The sequence below is a fragment of the Pseudomonas bananamidigenes genome, assembly GCF_001679645.1.
Lineage (GTDB): Bacteria > Pseudomonadota > Gammaproteobacteria > Pseudomonadales > Pseudomonadaceae > Aquipseudomonas > Aquipseudomonas bananamidigenes.
The window spans coordinates 17,405-34,349 of record NZ_LRUN01000041.1 but is presented as its reverse complement, the minus strand read 5'-3'; the positions used below and the strand labels follow the sequence as shown (position 1 = coordinate 34,349).

Annotated in this window: 23 protein-coding genes; 11 read left to right on the top strand and 12 right to left on the bottom strand. The window is 59.9% G+C overall.

Annotated features, from left to right (window positions below):
• Positions 1-6 precede the first annotated feature (6 nt).
• Together fae and BBF94_RS15055 are read right to left on the bottom strand one after the other, a co-directional pair.
• Positions 7-519, bottom strand: a complete 513-nt coding sequence (gene fae / locus BBF94_RS15060) for a formaldehyde-activating enzyme (RefSeq protein ID WP_065259784.1) — start codon at positions 517-519, stop codon at positions 7-9.
• A gap of 301 nt (positions 520-820) precedes the next feature.
• Positions 821-2,026: an NAD(P)/FAD-dependent oxidoreductase gene (locus BBF94_RS15055; RefSeq protein ID WP_065259783.1), complete on the bottom strand. Its 1,206-nt coding sequence runs from the start codon at positions 2,024-2,026 to the stop codon at positions 821-823.
• A gap of 336 nt (positions 2,027-2,362) precedes the next feature.
• Between BBF94_RS15055 and BBF94_RS15050 the strand changes: the two genes are divergently transcribed.
• Positions 2,363-2,911: an RrF2 family transcriptional regulator gene (locus BBF94_RS15050; protein WP_065259782.1), complete on the top strand. Its 549-nt coding sequence runs from the start codon at positions 2,363-2,365 to the stop codon at positions 2,909-2,911.
• 62 nt (positions 2,912-2,973) lie between these two features.
• Here BBF94_RS15050 and BBF94_RS15045 read toward each other — a convergent pair whose 3' ends face one another.
• Positions 2,974-3,309 carry a hypothetical protein gene (locus BBF94_RS15045; protein WP_065259781.1) on the bottom strand — a complete coding sequence of 112 codons (336 nt, stop codon included), beginning with the start codon at positions 3,307-3,309 and terminating at the stop codon, positions 2,974-2,976.
• 214 nt (positions 3,310-3,523) lie between these two features.
• Between BBF94_RS15045 and BBF94_RS15040 the strand changes: the two genes are divergently transcribed.
• Complete coding sequence (locus tag BBF94_RS15040; RefSeq protein ID WP_065259780.1) at positions 3,524-3,763, top strand: hypothetical protein; 240 nt, start codon at positions 3,524-3,526, stop codon at positions 3,761-3,763.
• Positions 3,764-3,820: 57 nt separating this feature from the next.
• Here BBF94_RS15040 and BBF94_RS15035 read toward each other — a convergent pair whose 3' ends face one another.
• The gene (locus tag BBF94_RS15035; protein ID WP_065259779.1) at positions 3,821-4,009 is read right to left on the bottom strand and encodes a DUF2188 domain-containing protein; all 189 of its coding nucleotides are present in this window, start codon (positions 4,007-4,009) and stop codon (positions 3,821-3,823) included.
• Between the two features lie 216 nt (positions 4,010-4,225).
• Here BBF94_RS15035 and BBF94_RS15030 point away from each other — a divergent pair, with 216 nt between their 5' ends.
• Positions 4,226-4,588, top strand: a complete 363-nt coding sequence (locus BBF94_RS15030) for an NUDIX hydrolase (protein WP_065259778.1) — start codon at positions 4,226-4,228, stop codon at positions 4,586-4,588.
• 1 nt (position 4,589) lies between these two features.
• On the opposite strand, the gene BBF94_RS15025 is transcribed toward BBF94_RS15030, so the two are convergent.
• From BBF94_RS15025 to BBF94_RS15015, 3 genes are all read right to left on the bottom strand, one after another.
• On the bottom strand, positions 4,590-4,832 hold the full coding sequence (locus BBF94_RS15025; RefSeq protein ID WP_065259873.1) for a DUF1652 domain-containing protein: 243 nt from the start codon (positions 4,830-4,832) through the stop codon (positions 4,590-4,592).
• A gap of 118 nt (positions 4,833-4,950) precedes the next feature.
• The gene (locus BBF94_RS15020) at positions 4,951-5,850 is read right to left on the bottom strand and encodes a polysaccharide deacetylase family protein (RefSeq protein ID WP_065259777.1); all 900 of its coding nucleotides are present in this window, start codon (positions 5,848-5,850) and stop codon (positions 4,951-4,953) included.
• Positions 5,851-5,979: 129 nt separating this feature from the next.
• Positions 5,980-6,927, bottom strand: a complete 948-nt coding sequence (locus tag BBF94_RS15015) for an ABC transporter substrate-binding protein (RefSeq protein WP_065259776.1) — start codon at positions 6,925-6,927, stop codon at positions 5,980-5,982.
• Positions 6,928-7,220: 293 nt separating this feature from the next.
• On the opposite strand from BBF94_RS15015, the gene BBF94_RS15010 reads away from it, so the two are divergent.
• The 4 genes from BBF94_RS15010 to BBF94_RS14995 all read left to right on the top strand — a co-directional run bounded on the left by BBF94_RS15010 (position 7,221) and on the right by BBF94_RS14995 (position 10,388).
• Positions 7,221-8,207 (top strand): aliphatic sulfonate ABC transporter substrate-binding protein, encoded by a 987-nt coding sequence (locus BBF94_RS15010; protein WP_065259775.1) that lies wholly within the window; start codon positions 7,221-7,223, stop codon positions 8,205-8,207.
• 59 nt (positions 8,208-8,266) lie between these two features.
• Complete coding sequence (locus BBF94_RS15005) at positions 8,267-9,106, top strand: ABC transporter permease (RefSeq protein WP_065259774.1); 840 nt, start codon at positions 8,267-8,269, stop codon at positions 9,104-9,106.
• A 51-nt stretch (positions 9,107-9,157) separates the two neighbouring features.
• The gene (locus BBF94_RS15000; protein WP_065259773.1) at positions 9,158-9,838 is read left to right on the top strand and encodes an SOS response-associated peptidase family protein; all 681 of its coding nucleotides are present in this window, start codon (positions 9,158-9,160) and stop codon (positions 9,836-9,838) included.
• 277 nt (positions 9,839-10,115) lie between these two features.
• On the top strand, positions 10,116-10,388 hold the full coding sequence (locus BBF94_RS14995) for a hypothetical protein (RefSeq protein ID WP_065259772.1): 273 nt from the start codon (positions 10,116-10,118) through the stop codon (positions 10,386-10,388).
• 38 nt (positions 10,389-10,426) lie between these two features.
• Here BBF94_RS14995 and BBF94_RS27985 read toward each other — a convergent pair whose 3' ends face one another.
• The 3 genes from BBF94_RS27985 to BBF94_RS14985 are packed head-to-tail and all read right to left on the bottom strand — an operon-like array spanning position 10,427 to position 11,633.
• Positions 10,427-10,579, bottom strand: coding sequence for a hypothetical protein (locus BBF94_RS27985; RefSeq protein WP_176704463.1), 153 nt, complete (start codon positions 10,577-10,579; stop codon positions 10,427-10,429).
• A 44-nt stretch (positions 10,580-10,623) separates the two neighbouring features.
• Complete coding sequence (locus BBF94_RS14990; RefSeq protein ID WP_164872179.1) at positions 10,624-10,935, bottom strand: AzlD domain-containing protein; 312 nt, start codon at positions 10,933-10,935, stop codon at positions 10,624-10,626.
• Positions 10,935-11,633: an AzlC family ABC transporter permease gene (locus tag BBF94_RS14985; RefSeq protein WP_065259770.1), complete on the bottom strand. Its 699-nt coding sequence runs from the start codon at positions 11,631-11,633 to the stop codon at positions 10,935-10,937. The genes BBF94_RS14990 and BBF94_RS14985 overlap by 1 nt, the downstream gene beginning before the upstream one ends.
• A gap of 154 nt (positions 11,634-11,787) precedes the next feature.
• Between BBF94_RS14985 and BBF94_RS14980 the strand changes: the two genes are divergently transcribed.
• Positions 11,788-12,174 carry a DUF2784 domain-containing protein gene (locus tag BBF94_RS14980; protein WP_065259769.1) on the top strand — a complete coding sequence of 129 codons (387 nt, stop codon included), beginning with the start codon at positions 11,788-11,790 and terminating at the stop codon, positions 12,172-12,174.
• Here the strand turns inward: BBF94_RS14980 and BBF94_RS14975 are convergent.
• On the bottom strand, positions 12,171-12,692 hold the full coding sequence (locus BBF94_RS14975; RefSeq protein ID WP_065259768.1) for a DUF3087 family protein: 522 nt from the start codon (positions 12,690-12,692) through the stop codon (positions 12,171-12,173). The genes BBF94_RS14980 and BBF94_RS14975 overlap by 4 nt on opposite strands.
• Positions 12,693-12,904: 212 nt before the next feature.
• On the opposite strand from BBF94_RS14975, the gene ppnN reads away from it, so the two are divergent.
• From ppnN to BBF94_RS14960, 3 genes are all read left to right on the top strand, one after another.
• The gene (gene ppnN / locus BBF94_RS14970; RefSeq protein ID WP_065259767.1) at positions 12,905-14,278 is read left to right on the top strand and encodes a nucleotide 5'-monophosphate nucleosidase PpnN; all 1,374 of its coding nucleotides are present in this window, start codon (positions 12,905-12,907) and stop codon (positions 14,276-14,278) included.
• Between the two features lie 164 nt (positions 14,279-14,442).
• Positions 14,443-15,177, top strand: a complete 735-nt coding sequence (locus BBF94_RS14965) for a substrate-binding periplasmic protein (protein WP_065259766.1) — start codon at positions 14,443-14,445, stop codon at positions 15,175-15,177.
• 108 nt (positions 15,178-15,285) lie between these two features.
• Positions 15,286-15,504: a hypothetical protein gene (locus tag BBF94_RS14960; protein WP_065259765.1), complete on the top strand. Its 219-nt coding sequence runs from the start codon at positions 15,286-15,288 to the stop codon at positions 15,502-15,504.
• Here BBF94_RS14960 and BBF94_RS14955 read toward each other — a convergent pair.
• Positions 15,492-16,916, bottom strand: a complete 1,425-nt coding sequence (locus BBF94_RS14955) for an FAD/NAD(P)-binding protein (RefSeq protein ID WP_065259764.1) — start codon at positions 16,914-16,916, stop codon at positions 15,492-15,494. The genes BBF94_RS14960 and BBF94_RS14955 overlap by 13 nt on opposite strands.
• Positions 16,917-16,945 lie beyond the last annotated feature (29 nt).

Sequence of the window (16,945 nt, the reverse complement as noted above, 5' to 3'; positions counted from 1 at the left end):
CGGACCTCAGGCTTTTGGCGTGTAGAAAGGGTTGCTGATGTGGTTGACCACATCCTTGAGCTGCGCGGTTTCCGGCTTGCCGGTCAGGGCGGCGCGGATCGCGGTGCGGCAGGCGTTGTAGTTGTTCTGGTAGACCGCGTCGAGGTCATCGCAGGCCGGGTTGACCCAGTTGGCGGTGACGATCGCCCACTCGTCTTCGGCTTCCGGCGGCAGCGTGCCGTCGAGCAGCGCTTCGAGCACAGCTTTGGCGATACCGGCCTGAGAGGCGCCCCAGGTTGCGTTGCCGTGCAGGTCGCTGCTGATCGCAGCCTTGTTGACGTACAGGGTCATCGGCTTGACCGGGATATTCGGCTGGGCGATCACCATGAACGGGCAGTGACCCTGGCTCGGCGATGCCAGACTGTTGGCGAACGCCTGCCCTGCCGGACCATTGCGCGGGCCGATCAGGATATTGATGTGCGCGGCGTTCACGCCCGGGCCTTCGAAACCTTCACCGATGTACAGGTCGAGTTCTTTCATCAGTCATTACTCTTTGCGATGCAGAGGGATTTTTCGGGGTGATCGACAGCTCACGCGGGCCGAGAGGCCAACGGGATCAATAACGGGCACGGGGAGATACGAAGGGACAATCGGGACATGGCTGCAAACGCTCTCTGGTTGTTATTGATGAGCTGTGTTTGCGATTTTTTAACACCGGGTATCGGGACACCCGTAACCATTAAAAATCATAGGGCAATGACTTTTAGTCATAGCCTTGATGCAGGTAAAAAGGCAGGCGAGAAAAATCCCGCTCGAAAGCGGGATTTTCGAACTGCGTCGATTACGCGACGACGGGAATCAGTGGATCCGCAGACGCCAGCGCAATGGCACGGTCAGCGGCCGGCGGGTAGATCCACTGGGTGTTGATCTGGGTCTTGAGCGACTTGCCCTCCTCCTTGACCAGTTTCACCTGACGATCCCAGCCTTCGGTATACACCGCGCCCCAGGCGCCGAGGTCGAGGCAGGTCACGTATTTCGGCTGGCTGTACGGGGTAGGATCGACACCGAGAATCTGCGCCGCGACGTTGTTGCCGGCATGCCGGCCCAGGGAAATCGCGTGCTGGCAGGTCATCAAGGCGAAGTTGCCGATGTCGTCGGTGGCCGCATAAGCCACGTCGCCGGTGGCGAAGATATCGTCCTGGCCGATGACTTTCAGGTGCGCATCGACATGCAGACGGCCCTGGCGATCACGCTCGGCCGGAATCTGCTCGGTCAGGGAGCTGGCGCGCACACCGGTGGTCCAGACCACGGTTTTTGCTTCGATGCGCTGGCCGTCCGACAGGGTCACGCCGTTTTCATCGACCGACAGCACCGACACACCCAGTCGCCATTCAACGCCCAGTGCTTCACTCGCTTCGGCAATCGAAACGCTGATGGCTTCGCCCATGGCCGCACCGACTTTCTGCCCACGGTCGACGATGATCACTTGAACATCGGCCTGATCACCCAGCACTTCCCGCAGACGTGCCGGCATTTCGGTTGCGGTTTCGATGCCGGTGAAGCCGCCGCCAGCCACCACCACGGTGTTGCGCGCCTGGCTCGCAGGTTGATCGGCCAAGGATTTCAGGTGGTTTTCCAGACGAATCGCGGCTTCGATCTGGTCAACGTCAAAGGCGTGTTCTGCGACGCCCGGGGTATCCGGCAGCGCCAGGCCACTGCCCGACGCCAGCACCAGTTTGTCGTAGTGGAAAACTTGAGCGGCACCGTTGGCGTCGGTGTAACCCACGGTTTTGGCATTCACGTCGATGGTGTTCGCGGCGCCCTTGATGAAGTTGATACCTACCGCGTCGAACAGGTCGCCCAGCGGCGCAGCCAGCGTGTGGGCATTCGGCTCGTAGAAACGTGGGCGCACACGCAGTTCCGCCTGCGGCGCCAGCACGGTCACTTCGATGTTGTCGCGGTTGTGAATGTCGACCAGACGAGTCGCACTCAGCGCCGTCCACATGCCACCGAAACCTGCGCCGATTACCAGAATGTGCTGTTGCATTGTTGTCTCCAGGCCCGAAGCCAAGTCGTAGAAAGAGGGTCAAGAATTCACGTTTATCGGGAGTCGGCACGCTTGTGGTTTCTGAAAGCGTTGAACACTGCTCACCGGATAACGGCGACTGTATTGGTCGCCGTTATATCCAACAAGTCAGATTATCCGATCATTAGAATCGAATTATTCGATAGTTAATGCGGTTCTTTTTGAGGATTCCGAACCCATAAAAACCGCCATAAATCGAAAAAAACCTGGTTTAAGGCAAAGATTCAGACGCTTATCAGATTTGTCCGCCACGAATACCCCTGCTAACATCTGCGACAATTAAAGTCGGAGATAGCTATGTCGCTTTACAGTGCAGGCGTCGAGTACGGCATCCATTGCCTGGCGTTTCTGGTGGGCAGCGGCGGTGACAGTCGCGAAGCGAGCGTGCGCGACCTGGCGGATCTGCAGGGGGTGCCGCTGGATTACCTGGCGAAGATCTTCACCAAACTGGCCAAGGGCAAACTCGTGGTGGCCACCGGCGGTGTACGTGGCGGTTTTACGTTGGCGCGCCCGGCGGACGAGATCACCCTGCTCGATATCGTCAACGCCATCGATGGCCCGAAGAACATTTTCGAATGCCGGGACATCCGCGGACGCTGCGCGCTGTTCGACGGCTCGCCGCCGGACTGGGCCGTGGACGGGACCTGCTCGATCCACGGGGCGATGATGGTTGCGCAGAAGCGCATGGAAGAAGCCCTCGCCCAGCAGACCATTCTCGACATCGCCAGAAAGGTCGGGCGCAAGGCGCCGGCAGAATTCAACAGCCAGGTGGAAAACTGGATTCAGGATCGTCGCGACAGGAAGACCGCCGGCTCGGGCATCCCGCTCACCGACATCACCGACTGACAGGCAAAAAAAAGCAGAAACCGATCACGCGGTTTCTGCCTTTTCATTTCGGCCGTTCCGCCTCAGAGGCAATCGCGTACCGATTTGCGCAGCGAGCCGGACTTGGCCCATGGCGGCCCCTGGTACAGCGACACGCGGCTGCCATCCTTGTACTTGACGATATCGAGAATCTCGTCGGCGGTGACGATGCTTGGCGCCGTGATCCGGTAACCGTTGGAAATCGCGACCTGCGAGGTCTTGGGAATATCCTGCTGCCACAATGGCAACACGCATGCGGCGTAGTCCTTGGGAGCCTTGCCGCTGACCTTGCTGAGATTCGGCTCGCCCGGGACCAGCGATGCCGGAAGTGAACAACCGGCCAACGCGGCCATCAGCAGGCCCCCGATCAACATCCGCATAATGAATCCTTCATCTGAAAAAGCGCGAATTTACCCTGTTACTGGTTGAACATCCATCGTGGCGCAATGCTTTGCCTGTCGAAAGGCGCGCTGCTTCTCATCGACACCCTCCTGTTCCGACCAGCGGTATCCCGTTGGCGTCTGCGGTCCATCTGTACAACCTCTTGCGAAAATGCGGCTACTCTTTTCTACCGAGAATGTTCCGGAGGTGATCATGCGGCTCAATGAATACGAACATGAACTTCAACGTGACTTGCAAAGTGTGGCATCTGACCTGAGATGGTCGGCAGTCGATCTCAAGCGGATCGCCGAGCAGTTGCGCAAATCCGGCAACGAGGCGGACGCGCAGACAGTGCTCAGGTCTTGCGAGGTCCTGCAAAGCGACGAGGAACGCTTGCAGCTCTATGCCCGGGAAGTGAAGGCCCGCGCCATCAGCCGAACGAAAGTCCACTGACTCTCGGCCCGCCAACAAAAAGCCCCGGACAATCCGGGGCTTTTTCATTGCAGGCGTTCAGCCCGACTTGCGCCCGCCGGCGCGGCTCCTGTAACCCGGAAGCGCAGCGGCATACGCCAGTGCTTCCTCCCGGCTGGCGAAAGACGCCAGTCGATCACCCTGCGTGCAGACCCGCCACGGGCCATTGTTCACACGGAGTACGTCGTAGCCATTCATGTGCATTTTGTTCAGCATCGCCATGCTCATAGGCACCTCCTGTCGACTATCGATCAACTGCACTTTTTTACCTTACACCCGGTTGGCTACCGAAAGCCGACCAGACGTCGCCCCACCTTCGCGTCAACGACCCGGCACTTTTACGCCTGTCTGTCGCTCGAAAGCCACAGGCGCCTCTAAATCAAGGCGCGGTCCGAATATTGCATTTTTATTACCGTTTAATGACAGCCGGTAATCGGGTAACCCATGAAAGTACGCGCCACCATCATTTGCGAGCAGGATCGACACATTCTCCTGGTGCGCAAACCGCGATGCCGCTGGAATTTACCGGGCGGCAAGGTCGAGCCCAAGGAAACCAGGGCTGACGCCGCAGCGCGTGAACTGGAGGAAGAAACCGGCCTGCTCGCCGACGGCATGCTGTACCTGATGGAACTGGAGTCAGGCGACACGCGCCACCACGTCTACGAAGCATCGGTGCTGAATATTGACGAAGTACGGCCACAGAACGAGATCGTCGATTGCCTGTGGCATCCGCTGGACGCGGTGCAGAACCTGAGTGTCAGCGAGGCGACCCGGCAGATCGTCCGGGCCTTTCAGCGCCGCCTCTGAATCAGCCGGCAAACGCCCGGCGCCCGGCACTCATTTCAGTGCGCAGCTCACCGATGAAGTTGGAAATGTCACGAATGGTGACCAGGTGTTCCGGTGACACCCCGTTGAGCAGCAAATCGACACGGCCAGTGTCAGGCTCGTAAACCTTGATCTGCAACAAACCCTGCGCCGTTTCGGTGCAGTCGCAATACAAGGGCGAGAAGCCGGACTCGACGATGCGGCAAATGTCGGCAATGGCAAGCATGACGAACGCCTCGCGGGCGATGGTTCGGTCGATCGATTGAGCATAGATGAGCTTCTCCCCGCCTGCGCGAATCGCCGGAGCGGAAAATGCCAAATGCTTCACATCTTTGATGTCGCTATCAGTTGGCGTCGCGATTCCAGATCCAGTTCCAGATCCCCGGCAGGCGTACCGGGTCCGAACTCTTCTGCACCGTACGCGCCAGCGCGGCTTTTTCCAGCAACGCGTGATCATCGTAAAAGGGTTTGTCTGCCAGCCGCACGCCAGTGGCCGCCGCACTGTCGAGCAGAATCTGCAGATACTCGCGGGCGTGGCGTGCGGTATAGCGGTTGAGGTCATGGAATGTCACGACCACCGGAATCACACCGTCCACCGTCGGCAACTCACCCAGGGCGATTCGCTCGCGAACCTCCGACAACTGCCGCAGCATGTTGGCGCGTCGCCTGGGACTGGCATTGAAACCCCAGATCTTGCCGTCATTGGCACTCAGATCGGTGAGCAACATATGCAAGCCGTGTTTCTGATACGCCGCAAACGTACGCTTGTCGTAATTCCAGAATGGCGGACGCAACAGCACCGGTGGCGCGCCGGTGATCGCCGCGATGTCTGCCGTGCCATTGGTCAGCGCAGTTTCCAGTTCCTGCGGATCGAGCGAACGATGATTGGTGTGCCAGTGGGTGGCCGTGTGGAAACCGAGAATGTGCCCTTCATCGTGTTCGCGATGCATGATCCGCCGGCCGATTTCACTGTTGCCGGCTCTCGGTGCACGGGTCTGGACAAAAAATACCGCTTTGATGCCCGGCTGCAACGGGTTGTCTTTCAGACTGTCGAGCACGGTTTCGGTCGGGTTGTAGAAACTCGAAGCGCTGGGACCGTCATCGAAGGTCAGCAGAAATTTCACCGGCGCCTGCGCATCCAGTCGCGAGCGGGTTTGCTCAGTCATTTCGATAGGAGCGGCAATGCAACCGGCCAGCCCGATGAGAATGGCGGCAATGCAGAAAAGCTTGAACCAGTGTTTCATGTTTTGCCTTGAGCCCGACCGTTGCGGTCACGTTGTCGATTGGCAAAACTCCCTCGCCGCTGCTGCCTCCCTGCGGCCCACCGTAATGGGCCGAGGTTGGATAAAGATAACAGGGTTTTGTTCCGGTGCTTAGTGCGCCAGTGCCTGCTGGAACGAGGTATCGATGAGACCCGCCGTGGACAGCGGAGCCGGCAGCGCATTGACCTTGAACAGGAAGTCCGCAGTCCCTTGCAGATCGGCAGCAGCTTGCTGATCCACCGGGCCGACCGTCATGTGCGCCTGGCGCAACCAGTGCCGTGAGACCTCTTGATCGAGATTGGCTTTCTTCGCCCACAGATCCGCGTATTCGTCAGTGTGACTGTCGACCCAGGCCCTGGCCTGTTTCAGGCGCCCGAGAAAATCGGCAATCGCATCACGCTTGCTGTCGATGGACGGCGCAGACGCGGCGATGGCGCTCAAACCCGGCATCAGGTTTTTTGCGGTCAGAATCGGTCGTGCACCGGAGAACACGATTTGCTGGGAAATGTACGGCTCCCACACCGGAAAGGCATCGATGCTGCCCTGAGGCAATGCCGCAGCGGCATCGATCGGCATCAATTTGACGAAGTCGACGTAATTGTCCGGCAACCCGTTCTGCTGCAGTGCACGCAAGGTCAACTGCTGGCTCCAGGCACCCGGCCAGTAAGCGACTTTCTTGCCCTTCAGGTCCTCGATGGTTTTTACCGGCGAATCCTTGGGCACCAACAAAGCGATGGTGTCCGGGTTCTGCCGCGACACACCGATCAGTTTCACCGGTGCCTGTTTCGCGGCGAGAAACAGAAAGCCCGAATCGCCGAGAAAGCCCAGATCCAGCGAGCCGGTCTGTAGCGCTTCGGCCAACGGGGCGGCGGCCTGGAAGTGTTTCCAGTCGACAGTGTACGGCGCGTCCTTGAGTACGCCGGACGCTTCTACCGAGGCGCGGACGTTGTAGTAATTCTGATCACCGACGTGCAGGACGACAGGTTCGGCCGCATAAGTCAGAGGCGAGGCAATCAAGGCGCTGGTCAACGCAGCACGCAGAAAACGGGAGAGCTTCATGGCGAGTCCTGAAAAGGAGGTTTTCATAGACCATAACGCTCTTATAAAGCGCATTTGAAATTCTATTAACGAATAAGCTAAGCACGGTCGATGAGCGCTGTTGGCCTGGCAACAGTGGCACGGCACAGTGTTTTCCTTGCAACAGTTCAAAGCGCACCAACCGCACCAAAAACCCGCAAACACGGGACTCAGGGCATATGGCACAGAGCCTGCAATATTCCATTCATGCAGGAAGCATTCGAAAAAAATATCTTTCTGGACATAAGAAACAGTTGCCTTGCCGGAGCGTGCCCATGAAATCCCGCTTACCGTTTTCCCGAGTCAAAACGCTGCTCGCGGCCTGTGCTGTCGCCCTGAGCCTGCAACCGCTCGCCCACGCGACGGAAACGCCACCCGCTGAAATACATCTGGACTATGCCTATTATTCCCCTGTCAGCCTGGCGCTGAAACATTTGGGTTATCTGGAAAAGGCCCTACCCCGGAGCAAGGTCAGTTGGGTGCTCAGCCAGGGCAGCAACCGTTCGCTGGAATACCTCAACAGCGGCGGCGTGGATTTCGCTTCCTCGGCCAGCCTCGCCGCGGTGCTGAGCCGCGCCAACGGCAGCCCGATCAAATCGGTGTACGTCTACAGCCGCGCCGAGTGGACTGCGCTGGTGGTGCGCAAGGACGCGCCGTACCAGACCGTCGCCGACCTCAAAGGCAAGAAAATTGCCGCCACCAAGGGCACTGACCCGTACCTGTTCACCCTGCGCAGCCTGCAACAGGCCGGGCTGAAGAAGGACGACGTGGAACTGGTGCATCTGCAGCACCCGGACGGCCGCACCGCGCTGGAGAAAGGCGACGTCGACGCCTGGGCCGGCCTCGATCCGCACATGGCCGCCAGCCAGGTACAGGCCGGTTCGCGCCTGCTGTATCGCAATCGCGACTTCAACAGCTACGGCGTGGTCAGCGTCACCGAGCAATACGCCAAGGAACACCCGCAAACCATCGATACCGTGATCAAGGCCTACGAACAGGCCCGCGAATGGTCGGTGAAGAACCCGGACGAACTGGCCAAGTTGCTCGCCAGCGAATCCGGCCTGCCGCTGGACGTGGCCAGGCTGCAACTGTCGCGCACCGACCTGAGCAGCCCGCGACTCACCGCCGCCGACGTACTGGCATCGAAAGCCGCCGCGCCGATTCTGGTCTCCGAAGAGCTGGTGCGCCGAGGGGTGAATGTCGATCAGGTCATCGATCAATTGATCGACACCGGCTTCCAGCAAGTCGCCGCCACCCAGTAACCGATCAGACTCACGACATCCGCGTGCGTCGCGGATCGGTCGTGAGCGGAGCACCCTCCATGAGCAATGACCTGCCCGCCCGCCTCGCCGTGCCGCGGCCACGCCTGCAATACCGGCTGCTGAATCCGCTCTGGCGCAGTCGCGCCAAAGGGCTGGCCCTGCCGATGCTGATCGTGATCGCCCTGGAGATCATCGTGCGCGTTGGCTGGCTGCCGTCCTATCAGATGCCTGCGCCGAGCGAAATCGCCCTGACCCTCACCGACCTCGCCGAAGGCGCACTATGGAAACACATCGGCGCCAGCCTGATCCGCGTGCTGATCGGATTTGCCATCGGCGCGGGCCTGGCCTTGGTGTTTGCCGCCTGGGTCGGCCTGAGCCGTGAGGCAGAGGCCTACCTGGAGCCGACCTTTGCGGCGCTGCGCTCGATTCCCAGTCTGGCCTGGGTGCCACTGTTGCTGCTGTGGCTGGGCATCGACGAGACCTCGAAAATCGTCCTGATTGCCATCGGCGCGTTCTTCCCCGTCTACGTCAACGTGGTCGCGGCGATCCGCAACATTGACCGCAAACTGGTGGAAGTCGGCCACATTTATGGCTTCAGTCGCTTGCAACTGGTGCGTCGGATCTTGCTACCCGCTGCCCTGCCCGGCCTGTTCACCGGGCTGCGCAGCGGCATGAGCCTGGCGTGGATGTTTCTGGTGGCGGCCGAACTGATCGCGGCGACCAAAGGCCTGGGCTATCTGCTGAGCGACGGGCGCGAAACCTCCCGGCCGGACATCGTGCTGGCGGCGATCATCGTTCTGGCGCTGTTGGGCAAACTCAGTGACAGCCTGCTCGCCACACTCGAGCGCCGCTGGCTGGCCTGGCGCGACACCTTCACCGGTCAGGGCGGCAAGGACTGATCCGCACAACTACGCTGAACGTTCAGGCAGTGTTCGCTGGAGGTTCGGCCAATGTGCGGAAGACTCTCGCAGTACCGCGGCATACACGATTTCGTCGCGGTGCTGAGCATTCCCGATGCGCTGGTCAATCATGTCGGCGACCCGCCGCTGGTGCGTTACAACGCAGCGCCCGGCACCTTGCTGGCGGTTCTGCATCAACACGAGCAACGGCTGTTCGCGGATAACCTGCGCTGGGGCTGGCGCCCGCACTGGGCAAAGGATCGTGCAGCCCCCATCAACGCCCGCGTCGAGAAAGTCGCCCACGGCCCGTTCTTTCGGGCGATCTGGCGTCATCGCCTGATCGTGCCGGTCGACAACTGGTTCGAGTGGGTCGACGGGCCGGACAACAGCCGCCAACCCTGGCTGATCCACCGAGTCGATCATCAACCGGTTTTCTGCGCCGCCATCGGTCAGTTTCCGACTCCTGGATCAGAATCACGGGAAGACGACGGCTTCGTGATCATCACCGCCGACAGCGCAGGCGGTCTGCTCGATCTGCATGATCGCCGACCCATCGTGTTGTCCGCCGAGCGCGCACGGGAATGGCTCGACCCCACCACGCCTCTGGAGCGTGCCGAGCAAATGTTGCTGTTCGAAGGGTTGGGCAGCGAAGCGTTCGAATGGCACAAGGTCGGCAAAGCTGTCGGCAACTCCCGCAATCAGGGCGCTGAATTGATTGAAGTCGTTGCGTAAATATTGTTCAGGGCAGGTCGTTTACCCAATAGACCAGGACTTGATAGCGGATCAAATGAAAACCATTCGTTACATTCGCTGTTTCACTCTCGAGACAGTGATTGAATCAGTCGTTTGATTAAAACCAACCGCCCGTCTGACATTTCAATCGTCATACATACATTTAGTAGCACTACAGATAGCATGCGCGCCGCTTTCCTATTGGCATACCAGTTGACCGAACAGTCAACGAACCAGGAATACCCTACAAACTTGACAAGCCTTGCAGAGAACTAAGTTGCGCGACGATTTTGCAATCAAAAAGGCCAATGGCCTGGAGTGTATCTATCTGTCCACGACAGAACGCTTTCAGCTCGACTGTTTTATCGGCCACTACATAAAGACGCGAAACCTGCGTGACGTCCCCGACATCGACCGCATCCTGCGCACCACCCTCGAAAGCTATCCCTGCCATCCGCCGGTGATGGTCAACGAGCTCAATGCGTGGATCGACAAGACCTTGGGCTATCGGGCTGCACATCCCGATTTCACACAGCTGGACGATCTTTGATGAAACGAAAAGCCCCGCACTCGCGGGGCTTTTTCGTTTCACGGCTTGAGTGGTCGCTCCTGGTCACGATCGGACAATTCGCGACTGTCGTCGTGCTTCCAGGTCTGCTCCTTGTGCTTCTCCCGCTCGATCTCTTCTTCGCTCGGTTCTTCATCTTCTTCAGGACGTTTCTGCTCGGTTGCCATGTTCATCTCGCTCTCTGAAAGTCATCTTTCAAGCGTAGAACACCTGCAACTTATAGCCACCAGCGCAAAAGGAAGAAAAACGCCATGCTCAATAGCATGCTAAGCAATGTGTTACGCGTGTAGATCACCAAGCCAATCGCCACTAACGAACTCAGCAGATAGGGATTATCCCACTGCAGATTCAGTTGTTTATCCGGCATGAACACAATCGGCCCGCAAATAGCGGTCAACATACCCGGCACGGCGAACCCCAGAAATTGCCGCGCATTGCTGCTCAGACGCACGGGCAGGCGCGGTTCGAGAAATACGTAGCGGTTGAGGAATACCAGAATTCCCATGCCGAAAATCACTGCCCAGACCATCATGTGCGCTCCCGATACAACTTGTTGCAGACAAAACCGGCCATCATCCCGGCCAACCCCGACAGCACCAGCGCCGAGCCCCACTGCCAATAGCTGAACAACACCGAGCAGAACAGCGAGACCGCCACGCAGACCACCGTCGGCACATTGCGCACCACGGGCGTGATCAGCGCGATGAAGGTCGCGGCAATCGAAAAGTCCAGCCCCAGGTGCTCAAGGCCGGGAATGCTGCTGCCCAGCACGATGCCGGCCAGGGTGAAGAGATTCCAGGCGATGTAGAACGTCAGCCCTACGCCAAGGGCGTACCAGCGGTTGAACTGCTGACGGTCATGCTGGCTGGTCAGGGCGAACAGTTCGTCGGTCAGCAAAAAACCCAGGCCGATGCGCCAGCGACCCGGCAACGGCGAAATCACATGGCGCATGCTCATGCCGTAGAGCAAATGCTGTGACGTCAGCAGCAGCGTGGTCAGCAGAATCGAGAAAACCCCGGCGCCGCCCTTCAGCATGCCGATCGCCACCAGTTGCGCAGCACCGGCAAACACGATGGTGGACAAGCCCTGCCCTTGTAGCGGCGTGAGGTTGGCTTCGATCGCCATGGAGCCGGCCAGCAGCCCCCAGGGTGCGGTTGCCAGGGATAACGGCATGATTGCCGCCGCTCCGCGAAGGAAAGCACTGCGCGGCATTGATGAGTCAGACATAACGCTCTTCAACCGTGAGACAAGACCCCGGACTCTGCCAGTAAACGCCATTTGCTGGCTTGAACAATCTTGCGCAGTTGCACGAAATCCTCCAGCCGCGAGCCGTCGACCGGCGTACCATTGCAGCCATTCACATCTGCGTCAGGGAGACGACATGCTGTATCGAATTGCCGCCGACGGGCTGGTGTTGTTTCACCTTTCGTTCATTCTGTTCGTGCTGTTTGGCGGGCTGCTGGTGCTCAAGTGGCACCGAGTGGCCTGGCTGCATGTACCGGCAGCGGCCTGGGGTGTGATGGTCGAGGTGTTGCACCTGACCTGCCCGCTGACCTACTGGGAAAACCTGATGCGCCAGGCCGCCGGCCAGACCGGATATGCCGGCGGTTTCATCGAACATTACGTCTGGCCGATCATCTACCCGGCGGGACTGACTCCGCAGATTCAGCTTGTGCTGGGAGGAGTGGTGCTGGCGATCAACCTGCTGGTGTACGGGCGCCTGCTCCGCCAATCGCGACTGCGTCGCGCTGCGCGTATTCCGTTCTAGCGGGATTTCAAGGCTTCCAGCCAGGCCGGATCGAGGCGCATCTGATCGGTGTTCAGACCGAGCGCCTCCATCCGAGCCCTGTGTGCTTCAACTTCCCGGTGCAATTGCCCGTGATCGCTGGAGTTGCCGTCCAGCTCATGCATTTGCGTCAGGCCGAGGTGATAGAAACGCAGCACGTTCATCGCCACCGGATCGTCCTTCTCGACCGCTGCCGTCACCTGATGCATGACATTGGTGACGCTCATCAGGGCGCGCTTGAGCCGCCAGCCGTAAACCGCGGGGGCCATCCAGGTCTGGTTCCAGAAACGTCCGCGCAACAACGCTGCCGTCAGCAGGAAGGCAGCAAAGACACCACCGACATTGAACCGCAGGTTATCCCCGCCCGGCTCGCCGAACAGCGCCACCGCCACGGTCGAAAACACCATCGCCAGCACCAGGAACAGCACCGCAATAATCAGCGTGCTGCGCCGGGTCTGCTGGCGATAGCTGACGGCATCGATCGGTTGAATCTCGAACATCGCGACAGGCTTCCATGGCTTGAAATAAAAAGAGGCCGGCGCATTATCGCCTCTGAGGCGGATTTAGCTATGCTGGAGCTCCTTTTCATCTTTTCATCGTCCAGCGGGGGACATGGCGATACCACGCAGATCGTGCCATCTTCATTCATGGATACACTCTATTCGGATGCCATTGGCCAGGTCGGCAATGACATCGTTTTAAGGATCACTGCATGACCCAACGACACGTAATCAATGCCTCGGTCAGCCCAAAAGGCAGTCTGGAAACCCTTTCCCAACGTGAAGTTCAGCAACTGAGCCAGGCCGGAAGCGGCAGCACCTACACCCTCTTTCGCCAGTGCGCCCTGGCCATCCTCAACACCGGCGCCCATGTCGACAACGCAAAAACCATTCTGGAAGCCTACAAGGACTTCGAAATCCGCATCCATCAACAGGATCGCGGCGTACGCCTGGAACTGCTGAACGCCCCGGCCGATGCCTTCGTCGACGGCGAGATGATCGCCAGCACCCGGGAAATGCTGTTCAGCGCCCTGCGCGACATCGTCTACACCGAAAACGAACTCGATGCCCTGAGCATCGACCTGACCACCTCGCAGGGCATCAGCGATTACGTCTTCCACCTGTTGCGCAACGCACGCACCCTGCGTCCGGGCGTCGAGCCGAAAATCGTCGTGTGCTGGGGCGGTCACTCGATCAACACCGAAGAATACAAATACACCAAGAAAGTCGGCCACGAACTGGGCCTGCGCAGCCTGGACATCTGCACCGGCTGTGGCCCCGGCGTGATGAAAGGCCCGATGAAAGGCGCCACCATCGCCCACGCCAAGCAACGTATTCACGGCGGTCGCTACCTGGGCCTGACCGAGCCGGGCATCATCGCCGCCGAAGCGCCGAACCCGATCGTCAACGAGCTGGTGATCCTGCCGGACATCGAAAAACGCCTGGAAGCCTTCGTCCGTGTCGGCCACGGCATCATCATCTTCCCGGGCGGCGCCGGCACCGCCGAAGAGTTCCTGTACCTGCTGGGCATCCTGATGCACCCGGACAACGAAGGGCTGCCATTCCCGGTCATCCTGACGGGGCCGAAACATGCCGCGCCGTACCTGGAACAACTCGACGCCTTCGTTAGCGCCACCCTCGGCGAGGCAGCGAAAAAGCATTACGAAATCATCATCGACGACCCGGCCGAGGTGGCACGGCGAATGAACACAGGCCTCAAAGCGGTCAAGCAGTTCCGCCGCGAGCGCAACGACGCCTTCCACTTCAACTGGTTGCTGAAGATCGATGAAGGCTTCCAGCGCCCGTTCGACCCGACCCACGAAAACATGGCCAACCTCAAGCTGCACCGCGACCAGCCACCGCACGAACTGGCGGCCAACCTGCGCCGGGCGTTCTCCGGGATCGTTGCCGGCAACGTCAAGGACAAGGGCATTCGCCTGATCGAGGAACATGGCCCGTACCAGATCCGTGGCGACGCCGCGATCATGCAACCGCTCGATCTGCTGCTCAAAGCCTTCGTCGCCCAGCACCGGATGAAACTGCCGGGTGGCGCGGCGTATGTGCCGTGTTATCGCGTGGTTTCCTGACCGCACTTGATGCAGTGTGCCCATGAGGGAGTGAGCCCGCTCCCTCATGGCTCATCGACACTACCGAACCGCCCTGTTCTCTGACACAAAAGCCCCGCTGATTTCCCACGACAGCCACCGCGCGCGCGTACTAAGCTGGGCGATTGAATTTTCAGGGACGATCCATGAAACGTTTTGCCGCCTGCCTGTTGTCTCTTCTGGCCCTGACGGCCAATGCGGCAGACCTGCAACTGCTCACCGACTACCATCCTCCCTTGCACTTCATGCAGGGCGACCGCCTGGTCGGTTATGGCGTGGATGTGGTGCAAGCCCTGGCGGCACAGACCGGTGATCGCATTCATCTGCAACAAGTACCGCTGCTGCGCGCCCTGCGCATGGCCAGCGACGCTCCGGACACCGGGGTATTTACCGTGCTGCGCACCGACGAGCGCGACGAGCGCTATCAATGGGTCGGGCCGCTGATCGAAGTGGAAACCGCGCTGTATGCCCACGACAATTTTCAGCCACGGGTACACAGCCTGCGTGAAGCGGACCACCTTGGCCGCATTACCGTGCCGCGCAAATGGCTGGTCTACAGCTATTTGCAGGAACAGGATCTGACCAATCTCTACGGCGTGGAAACACCGGAACAGATGATGCGTCTGTTCAGTCTCGGGCGAACCGACTTCGTGGTCTCCGACACGCTGTCCAGCGCCGCCCTCGCCCGCGAGCAAGGCATGGAGCCGGGGCGCCTTCTGTATCAGATTCCGCTGATGAAGCGGGACACCTACATCGCGTTCTCCCGCCAGACCGATCCGAAACAGGTCGCACGCTGGCAGCAAGCGCTGGACGCCCTGCGAGCCGACGGTCGTCTGGAGCAAATGCGCCAGCGCTGGCTGAGCAATACCCTGCCACGCTGATCACGCATCAAGATCTTTGATAACGACTATCCGAAAAGGTGTTTTTTCTTCTGGCGCCGGTCGCCCTAAAGTGGCAGTCATCTTCCTCCCACTTTCTGGTACAGCCCCATGAAAGACTTCATCGCCCTTGGGTTTATCGTCGCCCTGATCGGTGGCACCTCCGCCGCCATTGCCAGCGCCCATGGGCCTGCTGTCGCCATGAGTGGCGTCGGCCAGTCCGGCGCGCCGAATGTCGATACCGTCAATATTGGCCGTGAGGCCGAAAGCAATGCAGACCAGTCTCTTTACGTCGCGCTGAACGACCCCGGATTCGGCTACGACGAGTGAGTGACCAAATGCGCCGCCAGCGCCTTGGCCTGCAACGCAACATCGGTCACCGCAGTACTTTCCCACCACATCCCTCTCAGTGGCGGGCCCATCGCGAACAGTCGTCGTGACACCTTGCCCTGTGCATCCAGCACCGCACCGTCAACCGTCGCCGCGATCCCCAGCGCCAATGGCCCCGGTTGTACCAGGCCACGGGACAATAATTGCTGTGGCAATGGCCGGTCGACCCTGCGCCAGTCGTATTCGATACCGCTGGAATTGATCAGCGCTGTGCCGCTCACCACGCAGGTTTGCTGCTCACCCCGGGGACGAATGCGAATACTCACACCAGCGCCCGAAACAGATTCCAGTCCTTTATAGGACGCTGCCTGAATGCGCAGCCGCCCTTCCCTGTTCAAACGCTCGACCAGTTCGGCGCTGAGCGGCGGCGAGCGATGGTGATGACTTTCCCACCACGGTCGCACATGACGCACGAACTGCCGCCGCTGCACGTCGCTCGCCTGGCTCCACAACCGCCCGATATGCGCCCGTACCGTGTCAAGCGGCGCCTGCCAGTCGATGCCTTGAGCGATTGCGCCTTTGCACTGCCGACGCAATTCGCGCACTAACTGGCGCGGCGTGCGAATAGTGTGATCTTCGGCGAGGAAATCCACCCAGGCCGGGGGTTGCCGTCGCACATGAGGCAATAATCCATGTCGGGAAAACACTTCTATCGGCCCGCGATGCCCGGCCTGCTCCAGCGACACAACCGCATCGACCATGGTCAGGCCGGAGCCGATGATCAGCACCGTGGAATGCGGATCGAGCTGACGCATGGCGCTTACATCCCAGGGATCCAGCGCGGCAGCGTTGAGACCGCTGGATTGCATTTGCGGCGTGCGGGCGGCCGGAAACATGCCGGTCGCCAACACAGCGAAAAAACCTTGCAGTCGCTGGCAGTCGCTCAAGGTGAGCTGCACCGAATCGGCCGAAGTCTGTACATCAACCACCTCAGCGCAGACATGCTCGACCGTCGAACCATGCTGCGCCCCCACCTGCTGCGCCTCGGCCAGTCGCTGCTGCACATAGACACCGAACAGCCCCCGTGGCGGAAACAATTCACTGACCGGCACATGCTGCTGATCCGACTCCGGCCAGCCGCCGCCGGCAATGTGCTCGGTCAGCCATCGGGTCAGGTCATCCGCGTTGTCCGGATCAACGCTCATCCGCGCCGCGTTGCCGTTGAGCGTGTGGCCCAGTTCAACCGCACTGTACGCTTCGCCCCGGCCCAGTTCGGCCCGAGGTTCGATCACCAGAATCTGTCGCCGGCCCGGCAAACGCAGCAATTGCACCGCCAGCATCGTGCCGCTGAGGCCGCCGCCGACAATCAGGATGTCGGCGTGACGGATGGCGGTCGTATCGGTTTGAGTCATGCCGTTCTCGCTGCAGAGGGTTTGCTCGA

Coding starts and splice junctions, on each gene's coding strand:
- fae (WP_065259784.1), bottom strand. CDS start 519: ATGAAAGAACTCGACCTGTACATCGGTGAAGGTTTCGAAGGCCCGGGC.
- BBF94_RS15055 (WP_065259783.1), bottom strand. CDS start 2,026: ATGCAACAGCACATTCTGGTAATCGGCGCAGGTTTCGGTGGCATGTGG.
- BBF94_RS15050 (WP_065259782.1), top strand. CDS start 2,363: ATGTCGCTTTACAGTGCAGGCGTCGAGTACGGCATCCATTGCCTGGCG.
- BBF94_RS15045 (WP_065259781.1), bottom strand. CDS start 3,309: ATGCGGATGTTGATCGGGGGCCTGCTGATGGCCGCGTTGGCCGGTTGT.
- BBF94_RS15040 (WP_065259780.1), top strand. CDS start 3,524: ATGCGGCTCAATGAATACGAACATGAACTTCAACGTGACTTGCAAAGT.
- BBF94_RS15035 (WP_065259779.1), bottom strand. CDS start 4,009: ATGAGCATGGCGATGCTGAACAAAATGCACATGAATGGCTACGACGTA.
- BBF94_RS15030 (WP_065259778.1), top strand. CDS start 4,226: ATGAAAGTACGCGCCACCATCATTTGCGAGCAGGATCGACACATTCTC.
- BBF94_RS15025 (WP_065259873.1), bottom strand. CDS start 4,832: ATGCTTGCCATTGCCGACATTTGCCGCATCGTCGAGTCCGGCTTCTCG.
- BBF94_RS15020 (WP_065259777.1), bottom strand. CDS start 5,850: ATGAAACACTGGTTCAAGCTTTTCTGCATTGCCGCCATTCTCATCGGG.
- BBF94_RS15015 (WP_065259776.1), bottom strand. CDS start 6,927: ATGAAGCTCTCCCGTTTTCTGCGTGCTGCGTTGACCAGCGCCTTGATT.
- BBF94_RS15010 (WP_065259775.1), top strand. CDS start 7,221: ATGAAATCCCGCTTACCGTTTTCCCGAGTCAAAACGCTGCTCGCGGCC.
- BBF94_RS15005 (WP_065259774.1), top strand. CDS start 8,267: ATGAGCAATGACCTGCCCGCCCGCCTCGCCGTGCCGCGGCCACGCCTG.
- BBF94_RS15000 (WP_065259773.1), top strand. CDS start 9,158: ATGTGCGGAAGACTCTCGCAGTACCGCGGCATACACGATTTCGTCGCG.
- BBF94_RS27985 (WP_176704463.1), bottom strand. CDS start 10,579: ATGAACATGGCAACCGAGCAGAAACGTCCTGAAGAAGATGAAGAACCG.
- BBF94_RS14990 (WP_164872179.1), bottom strand. CDS start 10,935: ATGGTCTGGGCAGTGATTTTCGGCATGGGAATTCTGGTATTCCTCAAC.
- BBF94_RS14985 (WP_065259770.1), bottom strand. CDS start 11,633: ATGTCTGACTCATCAATGCCGCGCAGTGCTTTCCTTCGCGGAGCGGCG.
- BBF94_RS14980 (WP_065259769.1), top strand. CDS start 11,788: ATGCTGTATCGAATTGCCGCCGACGGGCTGGTGTTGTTTCACCTTTCG.
- BBF94_RS14975 (WP_065259768.1), bottom strand. CDS start 12,692: ATGTTCGAGATTCAACCGATCGATGCCGTCAGCTATCGCCAGCAGACC.
- ppnN (WP_065259767.1), top strand. CDS start 12,905: ATGACCCAACGACACGTAATCAATGCCTCGGTCAGCCCAAAAGGCAGT.
- BBF94_RS14965 (WP_065259766.1), top strand. CDS start 14,443: ATGAAACGTTTTGCCGCCTGCCTGTTGTCTCTTCTGGCCCTGACGGCC.
- BBF94_RS14960 (WP_065259765.1), top strand. CDS start 15,286: ATGAAAGACTTCATCGCCCTTGGGTTTATCGTCGCCCTGATCGGTGGC.
- BBF94_RS14955 (WP_065259764.1), bottom strand. CDS start 16,916: ATGACTCAAACCGATACGACCGCCATCCGTCACGCCGACATCCTGATT.